The sequence below is a fragment of the Mesorhizobium kamtschaticum genome, from assembly GCF_056174585.1.
The window spans coordinates 646,089-661,756 of the sequence record NZ_CM149691.1; the positions used below are offsets into that span (position 1 = coordinate 646,089).

Annotated in this window: 14 protein-coding genes and 1 pseudogene; 5 read left to right on the forward strand and 10 right to left on the reverse strand. The window is 64.2% G+C overall.

What is annotated here, in order from left to right; genetic code table 11:
* Positions 1-80: 80 nt before the first annotated feature.
* A complete protein-coding gene (locus AC0V7N_RS03015; protein ID WP_475454569.1) occupies positions 81-2,927 on the forward strand; it encodes an autotransporter family protein in 2,847 nt (948 codons plus the stop codon).
* A gap of 36 nt (positions 2,928-2,963) precedes the next feature.
* Here AC0V7N_RS03015 and AC0V7N_RS03020 read toward each other — a convergent pair whose 3' ends face one another.
* Positions 2,964-3,587, reverse strand: a complete 624-nt coding sequence (locus tag AC0V7N_RS03020; protein WP_027040694.1) for a LysE family translocator — start codon at positions 3,585-3,587, stop codon at positions 2,964-2,966.
* A 517-nt stretch (positions 3,588-4,104) separates the two neighbouring features.
* Between AC0V7N_RS03020 and AC0V7N_RS03025 the strand changes: the two genes are divergently transcribed.
* The 4 genes and pseudogenes from AC0V7N_RS03025 to AC0V7N_RS03040 all read left to right on the forward strand — a co-directional run bounded on the left by AC0V7N_RS03025 (position 4,105) and on the right by AC0V7N_RS03040 (position 8,749).
* The gene (locus AC0V7N_RS03025; protein ID WP_475454572.1) at positions 4,105-4,875 is read left to right on the forward strand and encodes a L,D-transpeptidase; all 771 of its coding nucleotides are present in this window, start codon (positions 4,105-4,107) and stop codon (positions 4,873-4,875) included.
* 188 nt (positions 4,876-5,063) lie between these two features.
* Positions 5,064-6,230 (forward strand): diphosphate--fructose-6-phosphate 1-phosphotransferase, encoded by a 1,167-nt coding sequence (locus AC0V7N_RS03030; protein ID WP_475454574.1) that lies wholly within the window; start codon positions 5,064-5,066, stop codon positions 6,228-6,230.
* Positions 6,230-6,951 (forward strand): annotated as a pseudogene (locus AC0V7N_RS03035) (MBL fold metallo-hydrolase). The gene AC0V7N_RS03030 and the pseudogene AC0V7N_RS03035 overlap by 1 nt, the downstream one beginning before the upstream one ends.
* Before the next feature lie 256 nt (positions 6,952-7,207).
* On the forward strand, positions 7,208-8,749 hold the full coding sequence (locus tag AC0V7N_RS03040) for a DegQ family serine endoprotease (RefSeq protein ID WP_475454578.1): 1,542 nt from the start codon (positions 7,208-7,210) through the stop codon (positions 8,747-8,749).
* Positions 8,750-8,826: 77 nt separating this feature from the next.
* Here the strand turns inward: AC0V7N_RS03040 and AC0V7N_RS03045 are convergent, their stop codons facing one another.
* From AC0V7N_RS03045 to AC0V7N_RS03085, 9 genes are all read right to left on the reverse strand, one after another.
* Positions 8,827-10,428, reverse strand: coding sequence for a hypothetical protein (locus tag AC0V7N_RS03045; protein WP_475454580.1), 1,602 nt, complete (start codon positions 10,426-10,428; stop codon positions 8,827-8,829).
* A gap of 97 nt (positions 10,429-10,525) precedes the next feature.
* The gene (coaA, locus tag AC0V7N_RS03050) at positions 10,526-11,485 is read right to left on the reverse strand and encodes a type I pantothenate kinase (protein ID WP_475454582.1); all 960 of its coding nucleotides are present in this window, start codon (positions 11,483-11,485) and stop codon (positions 10,526-10,528) included.
* 24 nt (positions 11,486-11,509) lie between these two features.
* Positions 11,510-11,833: a phosphoribosyl-ATP diphosphatase gene (locus AC0V7N_RS03055; RefSeq protein WP_475454584.1), complete on the reverse strand. Its 324-nt coding sequence runs from the start codon at positions 11,831-11,833 to the stop codon at positions 11,510-11,512.
* A 35-nt stretch (positions 11,834-11,868) separates the two neighbouring features.
* Positions 11,869-12,663: an imidazole glycerol phosphate synthase subunit HisF gene (gene hisF, locus AC0V7N_RS03060; protein WP_475460183.1), complete on the reverse strand. Its 795-nt coding sequence runs from the start codon at positions 12,661-12,663 to the stop codon at positions 11,869-11,871.
* Positions 12,660-13,496, reverse strand: coding sequence for an arginase family protein (locus AC0V7N_RS03065; protein ID WP_475454586.1), 837 nt, complete (start codon positions 13,494-13,496; stop codon positions 12,660-12,662). Before AC0V7N_RS03065 ends, hisF begins: the two co-directional genes overlap by 4 nt.
* Positions 13,493-14,242, reverse strand: coding sequence for a 1-(5-phosphoribosyl)-5-[(5-phosphoribosylamino)methylideneamino]imidazole-4-carboxamide isomerase (gene hisA, locus AC0V7N_RS03070; protein WP_475454588.1), 750 nt, complete (start codon positions 14,240-14,242; stop codon positions 13,493-13,495). The genes AC0V7N_RS03065 and hisA overlap by 4 nt, the downstream gene beginning before the upstream one ends.
* Before the next feature lie 3 nt (positions 14,243-14,245).
* A complete protein-coding gene (locus AC0V7N_RS03075; RefSeq protein WP_475454590.1) occupies positions 14,246-14,536 on the reverse strand; it encodes a DUF1330 domain-containing protein in 291 nt (96 codons plus the stop codon).
* Between the two features lie 3 nt (positions 14,537-14,539).
* Entirely contained in the window at positions 14,540-15,190 is a 651-nt protein-coding gene (gene hisH / locus AC0V7N_RS03080) for an imidazole glycerol phosphate synthase subunit HisH (RefSeq protein WP_475454592.1), read from the reverse strand.
* A gap of 1 nt (position 15,191) precedes the next feature.
* Complete coding sequence (locus AC0V7N_RS03085) at positions 15,192-15,668, reverse strand: DUF2628 domain-containing protein (protein WP_475454594.1); 477 nt, start codon at positions 15,666-15,668, stop codon at positions 15,192-15,194.

The window sequence follows — 15,668 nt, forward strand, 5'->3', positions numbered from 1 at the left end:
AGGCTTTGTAAAATCGAACGAATTGTGGCTTCATTGCGGCGCGACGGAGGGCTTGTAATCGCGATCTGAGAGGGGACGCGATGCGGCATTTTGAAATACAGCTTCCGAACAGCCGCTCGGAGCACGCGGGCGAGGATATTGCTTTGTTGCGGCGAAAGCCGCGGCAAATCCATCCATGGTTTATTAGCTTACTTGCAACTACAGCGCTGGCGTTGCTACCCAATTCCGCAGCCTTGGCAGCCTGCGTGCTGGTTCCATCGGCGGGGAACACCACCTTCACCTGCGACAGCGGCGATTCGGGCGGTAGCCTCACCGATACCAGCGGCGACAACACGCTGAATTTTCCCGCCGGCGGCACCGGCCAGATAAGCGGCAGCGTCGCCTTCGGCGTCGGCGCGGACCGCATCAACATGCAGTCCGGCACCATCACCGGCACGGTCGACCAGGGCGACGGCACGGACTTCTTCACCATCGGTGGCGGCACCGTCGCCGGCAATGTCCAGCAGGGCGCCGGCATCGACGACTTCAACATGAGCGGCGGCCAGATCGGATCGCTCAACCAGGGCGACGGGCTGGACACCTTCACCATGACGGGAGGGCGTATCGTCGATTTCTTCGACGATGGCGATCATGCGGTGATGACCGGCGGGCGCATCGGCCGGGTCAACATGAAGCTCGACAAGAACTATTTCAACATGTCCGGCGGCACCATCGACCGCAACCTCGTCACCGGCTTCGACCAGGACACGATCATCCTCTCGGGCGGCACGATCGGCGGCAACATCAGCGTCAGCGGCGGCAATGACAGCGTGACAATCACCGGCGGCACGGTCGGTGGCGATGTGTTGATGAGCTTTGGCGCCGACAGTTTCGTCTGGAATGGCGGCGGCATCATCTATGGCGCGGTCGATCTTGGCGGCGACAACGATACCGCCAAGCTCAGCAACCTCACCAACGCCAATCTCGGCGGCACGGATGCCCTGAATGGCGGCCTTGGTACCGACGCGCTCACCTTCGACAACGTCAAGCTGGACGGGATCAGCCGGGTTCAGGACTGGGAAACGGTCGACGCCACCAACGACACCGAACTGACGCTCGACGGCACTCTCAAGCTCGGCGACAGCGGCACCGGCACGGGTTCGCTCAGCGTCGATACTTCGAGCACGCTCTATGGCGGCGGCTTCAATTCGGCGATCCAGGCCTTCACGGCTGGCCAGCTGGCGCAGGTCACCAATGCCGGGCGCATCGACCTGACCAACGGCAGCACGGGCGCGACCGACAGGCTGACGATTTCAGGCAATTATGTCGGGGCCGGCGGCCTGCTGCTTGTCCAGACCGAACTCGGTGACGATTCCTCCGCTTCCGACAGGCTGGTCCTGTCGGGCGGCACGGCGTCCGGGTCGACCGGCATTTCCGTGGTCAATGTCGGCGGCGCGGGTGCTTCAACCACGCAGGACGGCATCATGGTCGTCCAGGCGATCAACGGCGCCACTTCAGGCGCCACCACATTCGCGCTCGACGCCCCGGTCGCCGCCGGCGCCTTCGAATATTATCTGTTCAAGGGCGGCGTCAGCGCCGGCAGCGACGAAAACTGGTATCTGCGCTCGACGCTGACCACACCGGCGACACCGGCTCCGGCCCCGCCGGCGCTCGAACCCACGCCGCCGCCGGAACCCGAGCCGCCGGCAGCCGAGCCACCGCCCCCGCCGGCCTCCGAACTGCCACCGACGCCGCCGCCGAGCGAGGGCGATATCAACACCCCGCCGGTCGACCCGACACCACCGGTGCGGGCTAGCGATCCGGAACCGGAGCCGCCGCCGCCACCACCGCCGGCGCCACCCGCGGACCCGCCACCGCCACCGCCGGTCGTTCCGACAGAAGCGCCCGTGCTTCCCGTGCCAACGCTGCCGGGCCCGCCGCCGGTCCAGCCGACGCCGCCGACACCCGGCGCGACCGCGGTGCAGGCAGCCGTGATCCCGCTCTACCGCATCGAGGTGCCCGTCTATTCGGCCCTGCCGCCGGTCGCCGAGCACCTGGCGATGACGACCCTCGGCACCTTCCACGAACGGCGGGGTGAGCAGAGCCTGTTGTCCGACCCGGAGCTGTCGCCGGTCTGGGGCCGCATTTTTGGCCAGGACGCTGAGATGGGCTGGTCGGGAACGGTGTCGCCCTCCTTCGACGGCACGCTGTTCGGCCTTCAGGCAGGCTTCGACGTGTTCGGCCGCGAGACCGCCTCGGGCGGAATCGATCGCGCCGGCCTGTTCATCGCCTATGCCAGCATGAAGGGCGACGTGCGCGGCCAGGCGCTGGGATGGAACGATCTGTCCGTCGGCAGGCTCGACGTCAGCGGCACCAGCGTTGGCGGCTACTGGACCCGCATCGGCCAGGGCGGCTGGTATCTTGACGGTGTCCTCATGGCCACCTTCTTCGGCGGCGACGCGACATCGTCGCGCGATATCGGCATCGATATCGGCGGCGCCGGTGTCACCGCTTCGCTGGAAGGCGGCTATCCCATAGCGCTGGCGCAGGGCTGGACGCTCGAACCACAGGCGCAACTGGTCTGGCAACATCTGTCGCTCGACGACACCAACGACCGCTTCTCGTCGGTATCGTTCGGCACCGACGACAGCGTCAGCGGTCGGCTGGGTGTACGGCTGCAGGGCGAGACAACGATCAACGGCATGGCGCTGCAGCCCTACCTCAAGGCCAACATCTGGCATGATTTCGGCGGCACCGACACTGTCCGCTTCGACACCACCGACATCTCGACCGAGGGCCGGTCGACCTCGTTCGAATTCGGCGGCGGTGTCGTCGCCAAGGTCACGGACAAGGTCAGCCTCTTCGCCACCGGCGACTACACCACCAATCTCGGCGGCGACAAGCGCCGCATTCTTGAGGGCAATCTGGGTTTCAGCGTCAAATGGTGAAGCCCTCCGGGCCTCACCTGCGTCCACGTCGGAACGTCAATTGCCCGAACGCATCGCCACGGTGGCGATGCCGGCGCCGACCAGCAGCGTGCCGCCGGTGCGGTTGAAGATGCGGATCGCCTTGGGATTGCGCACGACATTGCGGGCACGCGCCGCGATCAGCGCGTAGCCGAAGGCATTGGCGAAAGCGAGCGCCAGGAAGGTCGTCTCGAAGATCAGCATCTGCGTCCAGAAATCGGCATGCCGGTCGAGAAACTGCGGCAGGAAGGCAACGAAGAAGGTGATGCTTTTCGGATTGAGCGCGGTGACCAGCCAGGCATGCGCCATCATCTTGGCCGACGATACCGCGTCGGTGCGCGGTTCTGCCTTCAGCGCGCCGCCGGCGCGGAACAGCTTTACGCCGAGATAGATCAGATAACCTGCGCCGATCAGTTTCAGGACGGTGAAAACACCAGCCGAAGCGGCGAGCAGCGCGCCGATGCCCAGCATTGACAAGGTCATGGCGGTGAAGTCGCCGAGCGCCACGCCGACCGCCATCGGCAGAGCGGTGCGCCAGCCCTGGCCCAGCGCATAGGACACGACCAGCAGGATGGTCGGACCCGGAATGATGAGGAGGATGGTCGACGCGGCGGCGAAAGCGGCCCAGTTTTCGAAGGACATGTCTGTTCTCCCTTGGGTTAAGGAAAAGGATAAATCCTGAAGCCCGGGAGAATGTAAAGAGGTCTGATTTTCGTTTTTACGCAATGCGGGCGGAAGACCGCCACACGCCTTTCCTGGAGTTGCCGCGCTATCAATTGCGCCAAAGGCAGGTCGGCGTCAGTTCGCGCCGCCCAGCGTGCTCACTATATCGGCTAGGCTGACATCGGCACCGAGAACCAATGCGGCCGCGACAATGGCAGCGCCGAAAAGCTTGATGTCGGTTCTTAACGTCTTGCACATGGAAACCCCTCGCTGATCGCCCGATGGGTAGGAGAGGCCGGTGCCGGGATTATGACCCGAGCTAGGTCTTTTTGTGCAGGAACGCTCGGCTGGCGGTCAGCCAGCACGGCCTGATGCCGCCAGGAACCGCGCAAATGCAGGCAGCGCAAGGCATTCACGCTTTATCAACCATGAATGATGAAAATGCCCGCTATCCGGCCGGACCGTGCTTCCCGCCGACAGCGTAGGGTTTGGGTATATGCGTGAGTTGCCGCAAGGTCTGACGCCGCCACGAAACGGCGACGCAATCGAAACCGATCATCATCTTTCCCGCCGCGCCATCCTGTCCGGGGCAGGCGCGCTGGCACTGCTCAGCGCCGCCGGCTGTTCGACCTCGGGCGACGGCGGTATGCCGATGCTCCAGCTCGACAATACGGTCACCGGTTCAGTGCCGCCGATGCGGCCCGCGATCAGCGTCGACAAGAACATCACCAGCGCCGATGTCATGTATGCCGCCTTGACCGACAACGGCTTCAACGTGCCGGAAGTACCCTATCTCAAGGTCAAGCCGGAATTCCGCCGCCAGATCGTCGTCGACACCACCGGCGAGGCGCCCGGCACCATTGTCGTCCATCTCAAGGAGCGCATGCTCTATCTCGTCCAGCCGGGCGGCGACGCCATCCGCTACGGCGTCGGCATCGGCAAGGACGGCTTCCGCTGGTCGGGCCGCGCCAACATCCAGTATGGCCGGGAATGGCCGGTCTGGACGCCGCCGCCGGAGATGATCCAGCGCAAGCCCGAACTGGTGAAGTGGCAAGGTGGCCAGCCCGGCGGCCTCACCAACCCGCTCGGCGCGCGCGCGCTCTACATCTACCAGGACGGCAAGGACACCGGCTACCGCATCCACGGCTCGCCGGAGTGGTGGAGCATCGGCCAGGCGATGTCGTCGGGCTGCGTGCGCCTGATCAACCAGGACATCATCGATCTCTACAGCCGCGTTTCGAAGAAAAACCCGGTCGTCGTCATGTGATCGTTTGGGTGGTCGCCGCGGCCGCTTTATCGTCCCGTTCGAGCAGGATCTTGGCCGAAACCGGTTTCCACCCTCGGGTCAGGCCCGAGGGCATGTTTTTCGAGATCACACTCCCGACTCCCCCGTTGCGCGATGCGACAAGACAGGCCAAGGTGCCTTGAAAACCATCGCCTCGGGAGACGTCAGGAATGGCCGGAACTTTTGTCATCGCGCAGGGCGGCGGCCCGACCGCCGTCATCAACCAGACCGTGGTCGGCGCCACGCTGGAGATCCGCAAGCGGCATCCCGGCGCCAAGGTGCTGGGTTCCATCCATGGCGTGCGCGGCATCCGTGACGGCAATTATGTCGACCTTTCCGCCATACCCGAGGATCGGCTGCGGCTGATTGCCGGAACGCCGAGTGCAGCACTCGGCTCGACGCGCGACAAGCCGGATGCGGCCTATTGCGATGTCATCCTCAACGGCTTGAAGAAGGCCGGTGCCGATGCCTTCATCTATATTGGCGGTAACGATACGTCGGGTACGCAGCAGATCCTGACCGATGCCGCCGGCGGCTCCATCGCTTTCGTCCATGCGCCGAAGACGATCGACAATGATCTGGAGGAAAACGACCACACGCCGGGCTTCATCTCGGCCGCCGAGTTCGTCGCCGGTGCCTTTCTGTCGGTCGATCTCGATTTTCGCGCTTTGCCCGGCATTTATGTCGGCATCGTCATGGGCCGGCACGCCGGCTTCCTGACCGCCGCGGCCGCGGCCTGGCAACTCGACCCCGACAGCGGCCCGCACCTGGTCTATGTGCCGGAGCGGCCGTTCTCGGCGGCCTCCTTCATCGACGACGTGCGCGCCACGCTCGACCGTCACAAGCGCTGCATCGTTGCCGTTTCGGAAGGGGTGAGCACCGCCGACGGCAAGGCGCTGGTCGAAAGCCTGGTGCCGCCGGACAAGCTCGAGCGCGACGCGCATGGCAACGTCAAATTGTCGGGCAGCGACCTGCCGGCCGCACTTGAGCGCGCGCTGGCCGAAGGCCTGCCGGGCAAGCGGGCTCGCGTCGACGCGCTGGGCTACATGCCGCGCGGCTATATCGGCGCCATCAGCGCGGTCGACGCACAGGAGGCCTTCGATGCCGGCGCCTTCGCCGTCTCCGTCGCCGAACAGGGCGGCGGCTCGGTGGCGCTGCAATATGATGGCTCAAAGACCGTGCTGAAGAAGGTGCCGCTGAAGAACGTCGCCGGCAAGACCCGCCACATGCCCGACGACTTCATGAAGCCCGACGTCAACCAGCTGTCCGAGGCCGGCATGGCCTATCTCAAGCGGCTGGTGCCGGAAAAGTACAAGGTCGGGAAGCCGTTCGTCTGATGCAGGCTCACTGGTTCAGCAAGAGCATCGTCGACGACAAGACGACGATGCTGACCGAACCGTTCGTGCATGACTATGTGCGCGCCAACATCTGGCATCTGCGCGGCCGCGACGCCGACCTGTTGGTCGATACGGGCATGGGCATCTGTCCGCTGGCGCCGGAGATCGAGACGCCGCAGGGCAAGCCGCTGCTGGTCTTCGCCACGCATATCCATCTCGACCATGTCGGCTCGCTGCATGAATTTCCCTGGCGGGCGGGGCCGAAGATGAGTGCGGCACAGTTCGAGAGCATGGATGAGGCGGCGACCTACGCCTACATGTTCCACGATCTCGAAGGTGCCGTTTCGAAACTGCCGGCGCCGGGCTGGAAGTCGTCCGACTACAAGATCCCGCCGGCGCCGCTGACGCGAACCCTCGATGAGGGCGACGTGATCGATCTCGGCGACCGGCAATTCCGCGTCCTGCATCTGCCCGGGCATTCGCCGGATTCGATCGCGCTGTTCGACGAGGCAGACGGCCTGTTTTCAGCGGCGATGCCATCTACGACGACACGCTGATCGACAGCCTGCCGGATTCCGACCGCGCCGCTTATATCAGCACCATGCAGCGGCTGCTCGACCTGCCGATCCGAGTCGGTCATGGCGGCCACGGGCCGAGCTTCGACGGCAGACGTATGCGTGAGATTGCAACGGCTTACATCAGACAGACCGGCGATATCTGACCTTCGCGAAGACCGTGCGCTGGCAGGAATGATCGCAAGACGGTCGGGTGCTCATCGGCTCACAAAGAATTAAATCTTTGTAATATAATCGAAAAAACCTAATTCGCCCGCATCCGCACCCTAGATTCCGGTTTCATCGACCTGAACGGCTGCCGCATGAAGCGAGACAGGCAGCCGCGACGGCCGGTACGCCGAATGGGCCGCTCCCCTCCCAAGGCCACGGCGCCGAACCCAATGTCTCGCACGGACAACGACCATGTCATCTCTCAACATTCTTCGCAGACATCGCGTCGCCGCATTGCTGGGCGCCGCCCTCATCGTCAGCCCCTTCGTCGTTTCGTTTGCTCAAAGTGCCGGCAATACAGGCGTGAGCAACGTTGTCGCGACGACCCAGACCCCCGTCGCCGGTATCACCGCCCCCAACGGCTCCTTTGCGCCGATCGTAGCGGCCGACAAGCCTGCAGTGGTGACGATTACCACCGTCATGAAAGCACAGCCGGCAAACGCCGATGACGGGATGCCTCTCGGCAACTCGCCATTCGACCAATATTTCCGCCAGTTCTTCGGTGACCAGGGCATGCCCGCTCCGCAGACACCGCCGCAACAGGCGCAACGCGCCGAGGCACTCGGTTCCGGCTTCATCGTCGATGCTGACGGCACTATCGTCACCAACAACCACGTTGTCGACGGCGCTTCCTCGATCAAGGTGACGCTCGATGACGGCACCGAACTTCCCGCCAAACTCGTCGGCCGCGACGCCAAGAACGACCTTGCCGTGCTCAAGATCAAAGCCGACAAGCCCTTGCCGACAGTCAAATGGGGCGACTCCGACAAGTTGATGACCGGCGACCAGGTGCTGGCGATCGGCAATCCGTTCGGCATCGGCACCACCGTCACAGCGGGCATTGTTTCGGCACGCGGCCGCGACCTGCACAGCGGACCGTTCGACGATTTCATCCAGATCGACGCGCCGATCAACCACGGCAATTCCGGCGGCCCGCTGGTCGATGTGAATGGCAATGTCGTCGGCATCAACGCGGCGATCTATTCGCCCAATGGCGGCAGTGTCGGTGTCGGCTTCGCCATCCCGTCCGACCAGGCCCAGAAGGTCGTCGCCAAACTCGAGAAGGACGGCTCGATCCAATACGGCTATCTCGGTGTCGAGATCCAGCCGGTGACGCCGGATGTGGCCAGCGCCATCGGACTCGATCATGCCGGCGGCGCGCTGGTTTCGAAGGTCAATGACAGCTCGCCCGCGGCCAGCGCCGGCGTCGAGACCGGTGACGTCATCACCGGCTTCGCCGGGCAGGACGTGAAGGACCCCAAGGATCTGTCGCGGGCTGTCGCCGATGTGGCGCCTGGCGCCAAGGAGCCGCTTGATGTCTGGCGCAAGGGCAAGGCCATGCAGATTTCCGTCGATGTCGGGCAAAACAGCGACGATGTGAAGACGGCATCGACGGATGACTCCAACGCGCCGAGCGCCGAACAGGGCTCGCGCGCACCGGCGATCGGCCTCGGCCTGATGGACCTCACATCAGACATTCGCCAGCAGATGAACCTCGCCGACAATGAGCATGGCGCGGTGGTTGCGCGCGTCAATCCCGACAAGGCGGCGGCCGCTGCCGGCATCCAGCCGGGCGATATCATCACCGCCGTCAACCAGGTTCCGGTGAAGAGCGCCAAACAGGTGACCCAGGCGATCGCCCAGGCCAGCAAGTCGGGCCGCAAATCGGTGCTGCTGCTGGTTGAACGCGACGGCGGCCAGATCTATGTCGCCGTGCCGTTCGCCAACGGCTGAGACGCCGCGCGGACATGACATGCGGATGCGGCCGGTCTGTCGCCAGGCGGTGACGGATCGGCCGCTCCGGAAGCGCCTTATTCGCGAGCGGCGATATCGGCGCGGATGAGCACCGTCACCGAAGCGTCCTGATGCAAAACGCGGTAGTTGCGCAGCACCTCGGCAATGCCGGGCGCATCGTGCAGCGGCGGCATAGGGTGCTGGTTCTCTACGTTGAGTAACACCGGCGCGCGCGGTCCGTTTGTGCCGTCATCGACGATGATGTCAGGTCGTTTCGCGGCAAGTTCGCCTGCGATAGACGCCGTGTATCTTTCCCTGAGGGCGGCCAGATCCTGGCGTCGCGCTGGGTCCTGTTCCAGCCCCATCAATATGCCCGCGTCATTGACCATCCAGCCCGATTGCTGGCGTGCCACGAAATGGGCGCCGACCATGCGGGCGAGCGGGTTGCTGAACTGCAATTGCGACGCGATCGACATCATGGTCGGATGATCGACGGTACGCACGATCGCGGCTGTGGCGGCATCCAGGTCGCGGCGCGACTGGGCGAAGGCCATGCCTTGCTGCAACGCCGTCAAAAGCACGATCGAAAACAGGCCGAGCGCCGCACCGGCCTTGACCGGCAGCGGCTGGCTTCGGAGCGGCTTCAGCCTGACATATTGCAGCATCAATGCCAGGACGCCGAGCGTCAGGAAGGGCAACGCCTGATAGGTCCAGCCCTTGCCCATGATGACGAAAGCCGGAACATAGGCGGCCCCGGCCAGCAGCATCGTGCTCGCGTCGCGATCGAGCCGGCCCGGAGAGGCCATGGCCAGCGTGGCGACCGCCATGGCCACGAACATCGTGACCTGCCACAGCATCAGCACGTCAATCACAGGCATGCGCATCGGCAGATAGACCTGACGCAGCAAGGGCATGACGTCGGTGAAGAAGGGCTGCATGAAGATGGCGAGCGCAATCAAATAGGCGACGGTGAGCATGGCGCCGATCACATTCTCCGTCGTCAAAAGCGGATGCAGCGAGCGCCGCTGCAGCGCGATGACCAGGGCCGGCACCGCCAGGGCGAGCACGCTGTAGGGCGGTTTGATCATGACGAAGATACCGGCGCCGATGCCGGCAATCGTCCGCTCGGTGATGTGGCCGGCGCGAAAATCGATGGTCCTGTCGCGTGCGGAAAACAGGGCGAGCCACGGCAGCAGGACGATGACGGCTATCTGTTCACGCTGGCCGAAATCGATCGGAAACAGGAACAGCACGAAGAATACCGCGGCCGGCAGCATCCAGAGATGCCGTTTCAGCGTTTCGTCCGCCCGCGCGGCAATGCGGGCTGAAAACCAGACCGACGCAATCGCCAGCGCGGTCACGCCGATGCTCACCCAGAATTCCGCCGAAAGCCCGGTCAGCCGCTCGAGCAGCACGAAAGGCAAATAGAGCCAGGCGGAAAAGGCCGGATTGACCTCGATGATGTCGACCGAGAGGCGCTCGCCGTCGAGCACGCGTTCGCCGATCGTCAGCAGCCAGGACACGTCGACATTGCCGGGCATGACAAGCAACGAGACAATGATGGCATAGGCGGCAATCAGCAGTGTCGCGGCCACAGGCCAGCCGAGCCGAACGGCAGTTGCGGCCGTGACGGAACGCAACCCAGCCGGTTCTTCGGAAGCAACGAATGGCGCGTCCATGCCAGCTATCCTCACCACCAAAGCAGCAGTCGAGCAGGATATCTAGCAAACAGGCAGTTAAGGGCGTTCTAACTGCCAGTTGAACGCGGCCTGAGCCTCAGAGCTTGCGCAGTGCTACTTCCTCGATCAGGTGGTCGGCGCCCTTGCGCAGGATCAAGTCGGCGCGGGCACGCGTCGGCAGGATGTTCTCGCGCAAATTCTTCAGGTTGATGTTGGTCCACAGGCCTTCGGCGATGGCGCGCGCCGAATCCTCCGACAGCTGCGAATAGCGGTGGAAGAAGGAGTCCGGATTGCGGAAGGCGGTCTCGCGAAGTCGCATGAAGCGCGAGATGTACCATTCGTGGATCAGCTTCTCGTCGGCATCGATGTAGATGGCGAAGTCGAAGAAGTCGGACAGGAAAGGCACGATCTTGCCGTCCTGCGGCAGCTTGCCCGGCTGCAGGACATTGATGCCTTCGAAGATCAGGATATCGGGCCGGTCGATGGTGACGAACTCGCCCGGAATGACGTCATAGGTGAGATGCGAGTAAACCGGCGCGCGGACATCGGGCAGCGCCGACTTGATGCCTGACAGGAAACGCAGCAGCGCGCCGACATCGTAGCTGTCGGGGAAGCCCTTGCGTTCCATCAGGTTTTCGCGGCGCAGCACCTCATTGGGCAGCAGGAAGCCGTCGGTGGTGATGAGATCGACCTTGGGGCTCGACGGCCAGCGCGCCAGAAGTTCCTTCAGCACGCGCGCCGTGGTCGATTTGCCGACCGCGACCGAACCGGCGATGCCGATGATGAACGGCGTCTTGACGATATCGACGGCATTGAAGAAGGCCTGACGCTGCCTAAACAGAAGCTGGCTCGCCTCGACATGGGCCGACAGAAGCCGCGACAGCGACAGATAGATGCGCTTGACCTCTTCGAGGTCGACCGGGTCGTTGAGCGAACGCAGGCGGCGGAATTCGTCATCGCTCAGCGTTAGCGGCGTGTCGGCGCGGAATCGCGACCATTGCTCGGCCGAGAAAAAACGAAAAGGGGAATATTTCTCGGTTGGCGCGAGCTGATCCATCGAGATACCTGCCCTCCCTCGCGGTCAGCCCTTGGGCCGTGACGCCTTCTCGGCGATGCCCGAACGCCCGGTACGGCTTTCGAGCTCCTCGAGCACGTCGCTCAACGGAACACCCGAAAGGCCGAGAACGACAAGCCAATGATATATAAGATCGGCACTTTCGGAAACGAGGCCCTGTGTGTCGCCCTTGACGGCGGCAATCACCGTCTCGACCGCCTCCTCGCCAAGTTTTTGCGCCGCCTTGTCGATGCCGCGCGCAAACAGCTTGGCAGTCCAAGAGTCGGGATCACCGGAATGGGCGCGCTCGTGGACGATTTTTTCCAGATCGGACAGCGAAAATTCAGCCATGGCGCCTGAGAGCCTTTTTCTTAGCCGGACAGCCTCTAGGGCCGATCACCTGAGGAGTCCAGCCGCATCGGCAGGCCGGCCTCAGCCATATGCGCCTTGGCCTGCGCTATGGTGTAGGTGCCGAAATGGAAGATCGAGGCCGCCAGCACCGCGCCGGCATGGCCATCGCGAATGCCTTCGACCAGGTGATCCAGCGTGCCGACGCCGCCCGAAGCGATGACCGGGGCGCGCACCGCATCAGCGATCGCGCGCGTCAGCGCGATGTCGTAGCCGGCCTTGGTGCCGTCGCGGTCCATCGAGGTCAAGAGGATCTCGCCAGCGCCGCGATCGACCATTTTTTGGGCGAATTCGACCGCGTCGATGCCGGTCTTCTCGCGTCCGCCATGGGTGAAGATCTCCCAGCGGTCGGCCTCGCCGGCACCGGAGACCTTCTTGGCGTCGATGGCGACGACGATGCACTGATTGCCGAACTTGTCGGCGGCTTCGGCGACAAAATCCGGGTTCTTCACCGCCGCCGTGTTGATCGACACCTTGTCGGCGCCGGCCAAAAGCAGCTTCCTGATGTCGGCGACCTGGCGCACGCCGCCGCCGACGGTCAGCGGCATGAAGCACTGTTCGGCGGTGCGGGCAATGACATCGAAGATGGTTTCACGGTTGTCGGACGAGGCCGTGATGTCGAGGAAGCAGAGCTCGTCGGCACCGGCGGCATCATAGGCCTTGGCTGCCTCGACCGGATCGCCTGCGTCGATGAGATCGACGAAATTGACCCCCTTGACGACACGGCCGTCCTTGACGTCGAGACAGGGGATGACGCGGGCTTTCAGCATCAGCGGCCCTCTATCGTGGCGATGAGATCGTTGAGCAGCTGGCCGACCACCGGCGGCACGTCGGACTGCGCGTCAAAAGCCGGATCGTAAGCGGAAACGGTGATGCCGACGACCGGCACCGCAAGCGCCATGGCGCAAGCCGCGTCGCGCAATTGTTCGGGGCTCGGCCCGCCTGACGTGACATAGCGGTTGGCCTGCAATTCCTTGGGGTCGTGCACGTCGAGATCGAGATGCATGTGCACGCTTTTGGCGCCTGCGGCCTGCAGCCTTTGCGTCGCTTGCGCAACGCCAGGACATTCCGTGCGGGTCACCGGCAAGGTCTCGAGAAGTTTTTTCTCCGCCGGATCGAGATCGCGGGCGTTGACAAGCACGCAGCGCGACGGATCGATCGGCTTGAAGCCTGGAATGGCCCCTGCCATCGGGCGCCAGCACAGGCCGAGCACGGTCGCTAGCGCCATGCCGTCGAGAAAGCCATATACCGACGTCTCGGGCGTGTTGAGATCGCCATGCTGGTCGGCCCAGATGATCGCATCGGCCCCCTCGCCGGCGACCGCACCGGCTGACGTCAGGCAGTTTCCGGCCAGCACGATGGGGAACCGTCCCCTGTCGATGGCAATGCGGACCTCGCCCGAGACGGCGTTGCAGACGGCAAAGCCGGTGGCGATCTCGCGCTCCTGGTCGGGGCCGACCCTGCCGATATCCTCGACCGCCACGTCGTGGCCAGCCATGGTCAGGGCGTCGACGAGACCGCCTGCAATCAGCGCATCCGGACCCTGGCCCATGCCGCCGTGATAGTGGCCGCTGTCATAGGAGGCGAGGATGATGGTAATTTTCACGATTTCGCCTCCGCCACCGGCCGACCCTGCAGGATCGCCAGCGCCTCAGTCGGATCGATGCGGCCGTCATAGAGCGCGCGGCCCGAGATGGCGCCTTCAAGCTTCTGTGCGTCGGGCATGGTCATGCGCACGATGTCGGCGATCGAGGCAAGGCCACCCGAAGCGATGACCGGGATCGACACCGCTTCGGCGAGGTCGATGGTGGCGTCCCAGTTGATGCCGGTCAGCACGCCGTCGCGATCGATGTCGGTGTAGATGATGGCGGCAACGCCGGCGCCCTCGAATTTCCGCGCCAGTTCGATGACGCCGAGGCTCGACGCCTCGGCCCAGCCCTCGACCGCCACCTTGCCGCCCTTGGCGTCGATGCCGACGGCCACCTTGCCTGGGAAAGCCTTGCAGGCCTGCCTGACCAGATCGGGATCGCGCACCGCCACCGTGCCGAGGATGACGCGGGCGAGGCCACGGTCGAGCCAGTCTTCGATCTGTTCCAGCGTGCGGATGCCGCCGCCGAGCTGCACCGGGTTTTTCGTCGCCTTGAGGATGGCGCCAACCGCCGCGCTGTTGACGCTCTGGCCCTTGAAGGCGCCGTTGAGGTCGACGACATGCAGCCATTCGAAGCCCTGGTCCTCGAAGGCTTTTGCCTGTGCGGCTGGGTCATCATTGTAGATGGTCGCGGTCGCCATGTCGCCGTGCTTCAGGCGCACGCATTGGCCGTCCTTGAGGTCGATGGCTGGAAACAGGATCACGATTCAAGCGCCCTCAACGATGACGAAATGGCCCGTCGATCCGGCCAGCCTGAATTTCGCGGCATGCTGATATTCTGATGAATGATAGCATTGCACTGTCTTGTCGTAGGATTCGAACTCGACCACGACATGGCGATTGCCCGTCGGCTGTTCCGGATTCTCGTAGCGGCCGGCCCGCACGATGAATTTGGCGCCGTATTTGGCAAAGGCAACAGCATTTGCCTCGATATAGTGCTTATAAACCTCGGGATCGCGAACATCGATCATCGCCATCCAGTAGCCCTTCTTGCTCATGATTTAGGGCCTCCACTTCAGGAAATTGGTGATCAGCGCCAGGCCCAGCGCCTGGCTCTTCTCCGGATGGAACTGGGTGCCGACGAGATTGTCGCGGGCGACGGTGGCCGTCACCGGGCCGCCATAGTCGGCTTCAGCCAGAACCTCGTCCGGCTTCCTCGCGTCGAGATGGTAGGAATGGACGAAATAGGCGTGCAGCCCCGCCGCCCCGGTCGGAATGCCGGCAAACAGCGGGTGCTCACGCCGAAGCTCGATCGTGTTCCAGCCGATCTGCGGGATTTTCAGCGCCGGATCGGTGGGCGTGATCTCCTTGACGTCGCCTGATATCCAGCCAAAGCCGTTGGTGACGGTCTTTTCCAGGCCGCGCTCGGACATCAGCTGCATGCCGACGCAGATGCCGAGGAACGGCCGGCCCTTGGCGATGGCCACATCCTCGACCGCTTCCCACATGCCGTCGACGGCACGCAGGCCGGCCGCGCAGTCGGCATAGGCGCCGACGCCGGGCAGGACGATGCGGTCGGCCGTGCGCACCCGGTCGGCATCGGCCGTCAGGTCGATCTCAGCCGATATGCCGGCTTCGCGCGCGGCGCGCTCGAAGGCCTTGGTGGCCGAGCGCAGATTGCCCGAACCGTAGTCGATGATTGCTACCCGCATGTCAGGGCCGTCCCGGGATGTGGGTCAGCCCCAGCGCCATGCCGGGCTGCGTCGGGCGGGCCAGGGCTGCATCGGGGACGATGCGCGGCGCGGGCAGCGCTTCTTCCGCCTGCTCCTCGACCTCCCGGGCATAGCGTATGTCGGCGTCGTCGAGCCGGCCGGCCTGAACCACGCCCCATTCATGCCAGCCGCGCCGGCGAAGCGCCGCGATGCGCAAGCCCTGCCCTTCCAGGCCGACATAGAGCGAGACGAGCAGCGACAGCAGCGAACTGGCCAATCCAAGGCCAAGGTTTTGGCCAAGCATCGAAAGCGCGGCCATGACGACGAAGGCGATCCCACCTTCTATCCACAACCGGTGCCAGGCGAACCATAGCGGCGGCACCAGCAGACCGATCCAGGTGAAGCCGTCGCGGACAAAGGCCGTTGTGTCGACCTTCTCGCTGCGGCCGGGCGGTTCCATCACGACATAGGCGGCCAT

Bases quoted from the DNA above. Each gene is read 5' to 3' on its own strand.
- AC0V7N_RS03040 (WP_475454578.1), top strand. From the start codon at position 7,208: ATGTCATCTCTCAACATTCTTCGCAGACATCGCGTCGCCGCATTGCTG.
- AC0V7N_RS03085 (WP_475454594.1), bottom strand. From the start codon at position 15,668: ATGGCCGCCTATGTCGTGATGGAACCGCCCGGCCGCAGCGAGAAGGTC.
- AC0V7N_RS03015 (WP_475454569.1), top strand. From the start codon at position 81: ATGCGGCATTTTGAAATACAGCTTCCGAACAGCCGCTCGGAGCACGCG.
- coaA (WP_475454582.1), bottom strand. From the start codon at position 11,485: ATGGATCAGCTCGCGCCAACCGAGAAATATTCCCCTTTTCGTTTTTTC.
- AC0V7N_RS03055 (WP_475454584.1), bottom strand. From the start codon at position 11,833: ATGGCTGAATTTTCGCTGTCCGATCTGGAAAAAATCGTCCACGAGCGC.
- hisH (WP_475454592.1), bottom strand. From the start codon at position 15,190: ATGCGGGTAGCAATCATCGACTACGGTTCGGGCAATCTGCGCTCGGCC.
- AC0V7N_RS03075 (WP_475454590.1), bottom strand. From the start codon at position 14,536: ATGAGCAAGAAGGGCTACTGGATGGCGATGATCGATGTTCGCGATCCC.
- AC0V7N_RS03045 (WP_475454580.1), bottom strand. From the start codon at position 10,428: ATGGACGCGCCATTCGTTGCTTCCGAAGAACCGGCTGGGTTGCGTTCC.
- AC0V7N_RS03030 (WP_475454574.1), top strand. From the start codon at position 5,064: ATGGCCGGAACTTTTGTCATCGCGCAGGGCGGCGGCCCGACCGCCGTC.
- AC0V7N_RS03025 (WP_475454572.1), top strand. From the start codon at position 4,105: ATGCGTGAGTTGCCGCAAGGTCTGACGCCGCCACGAAACGGCGACGCA.
- AC0V7N_RS03020 (WP_027040694.1), bottom strand. From the start codon at position 3,587: ATGTCCTTCGAAAACTGGGCCGCTTTCGCCGCCGCGTCGACCATCCTC.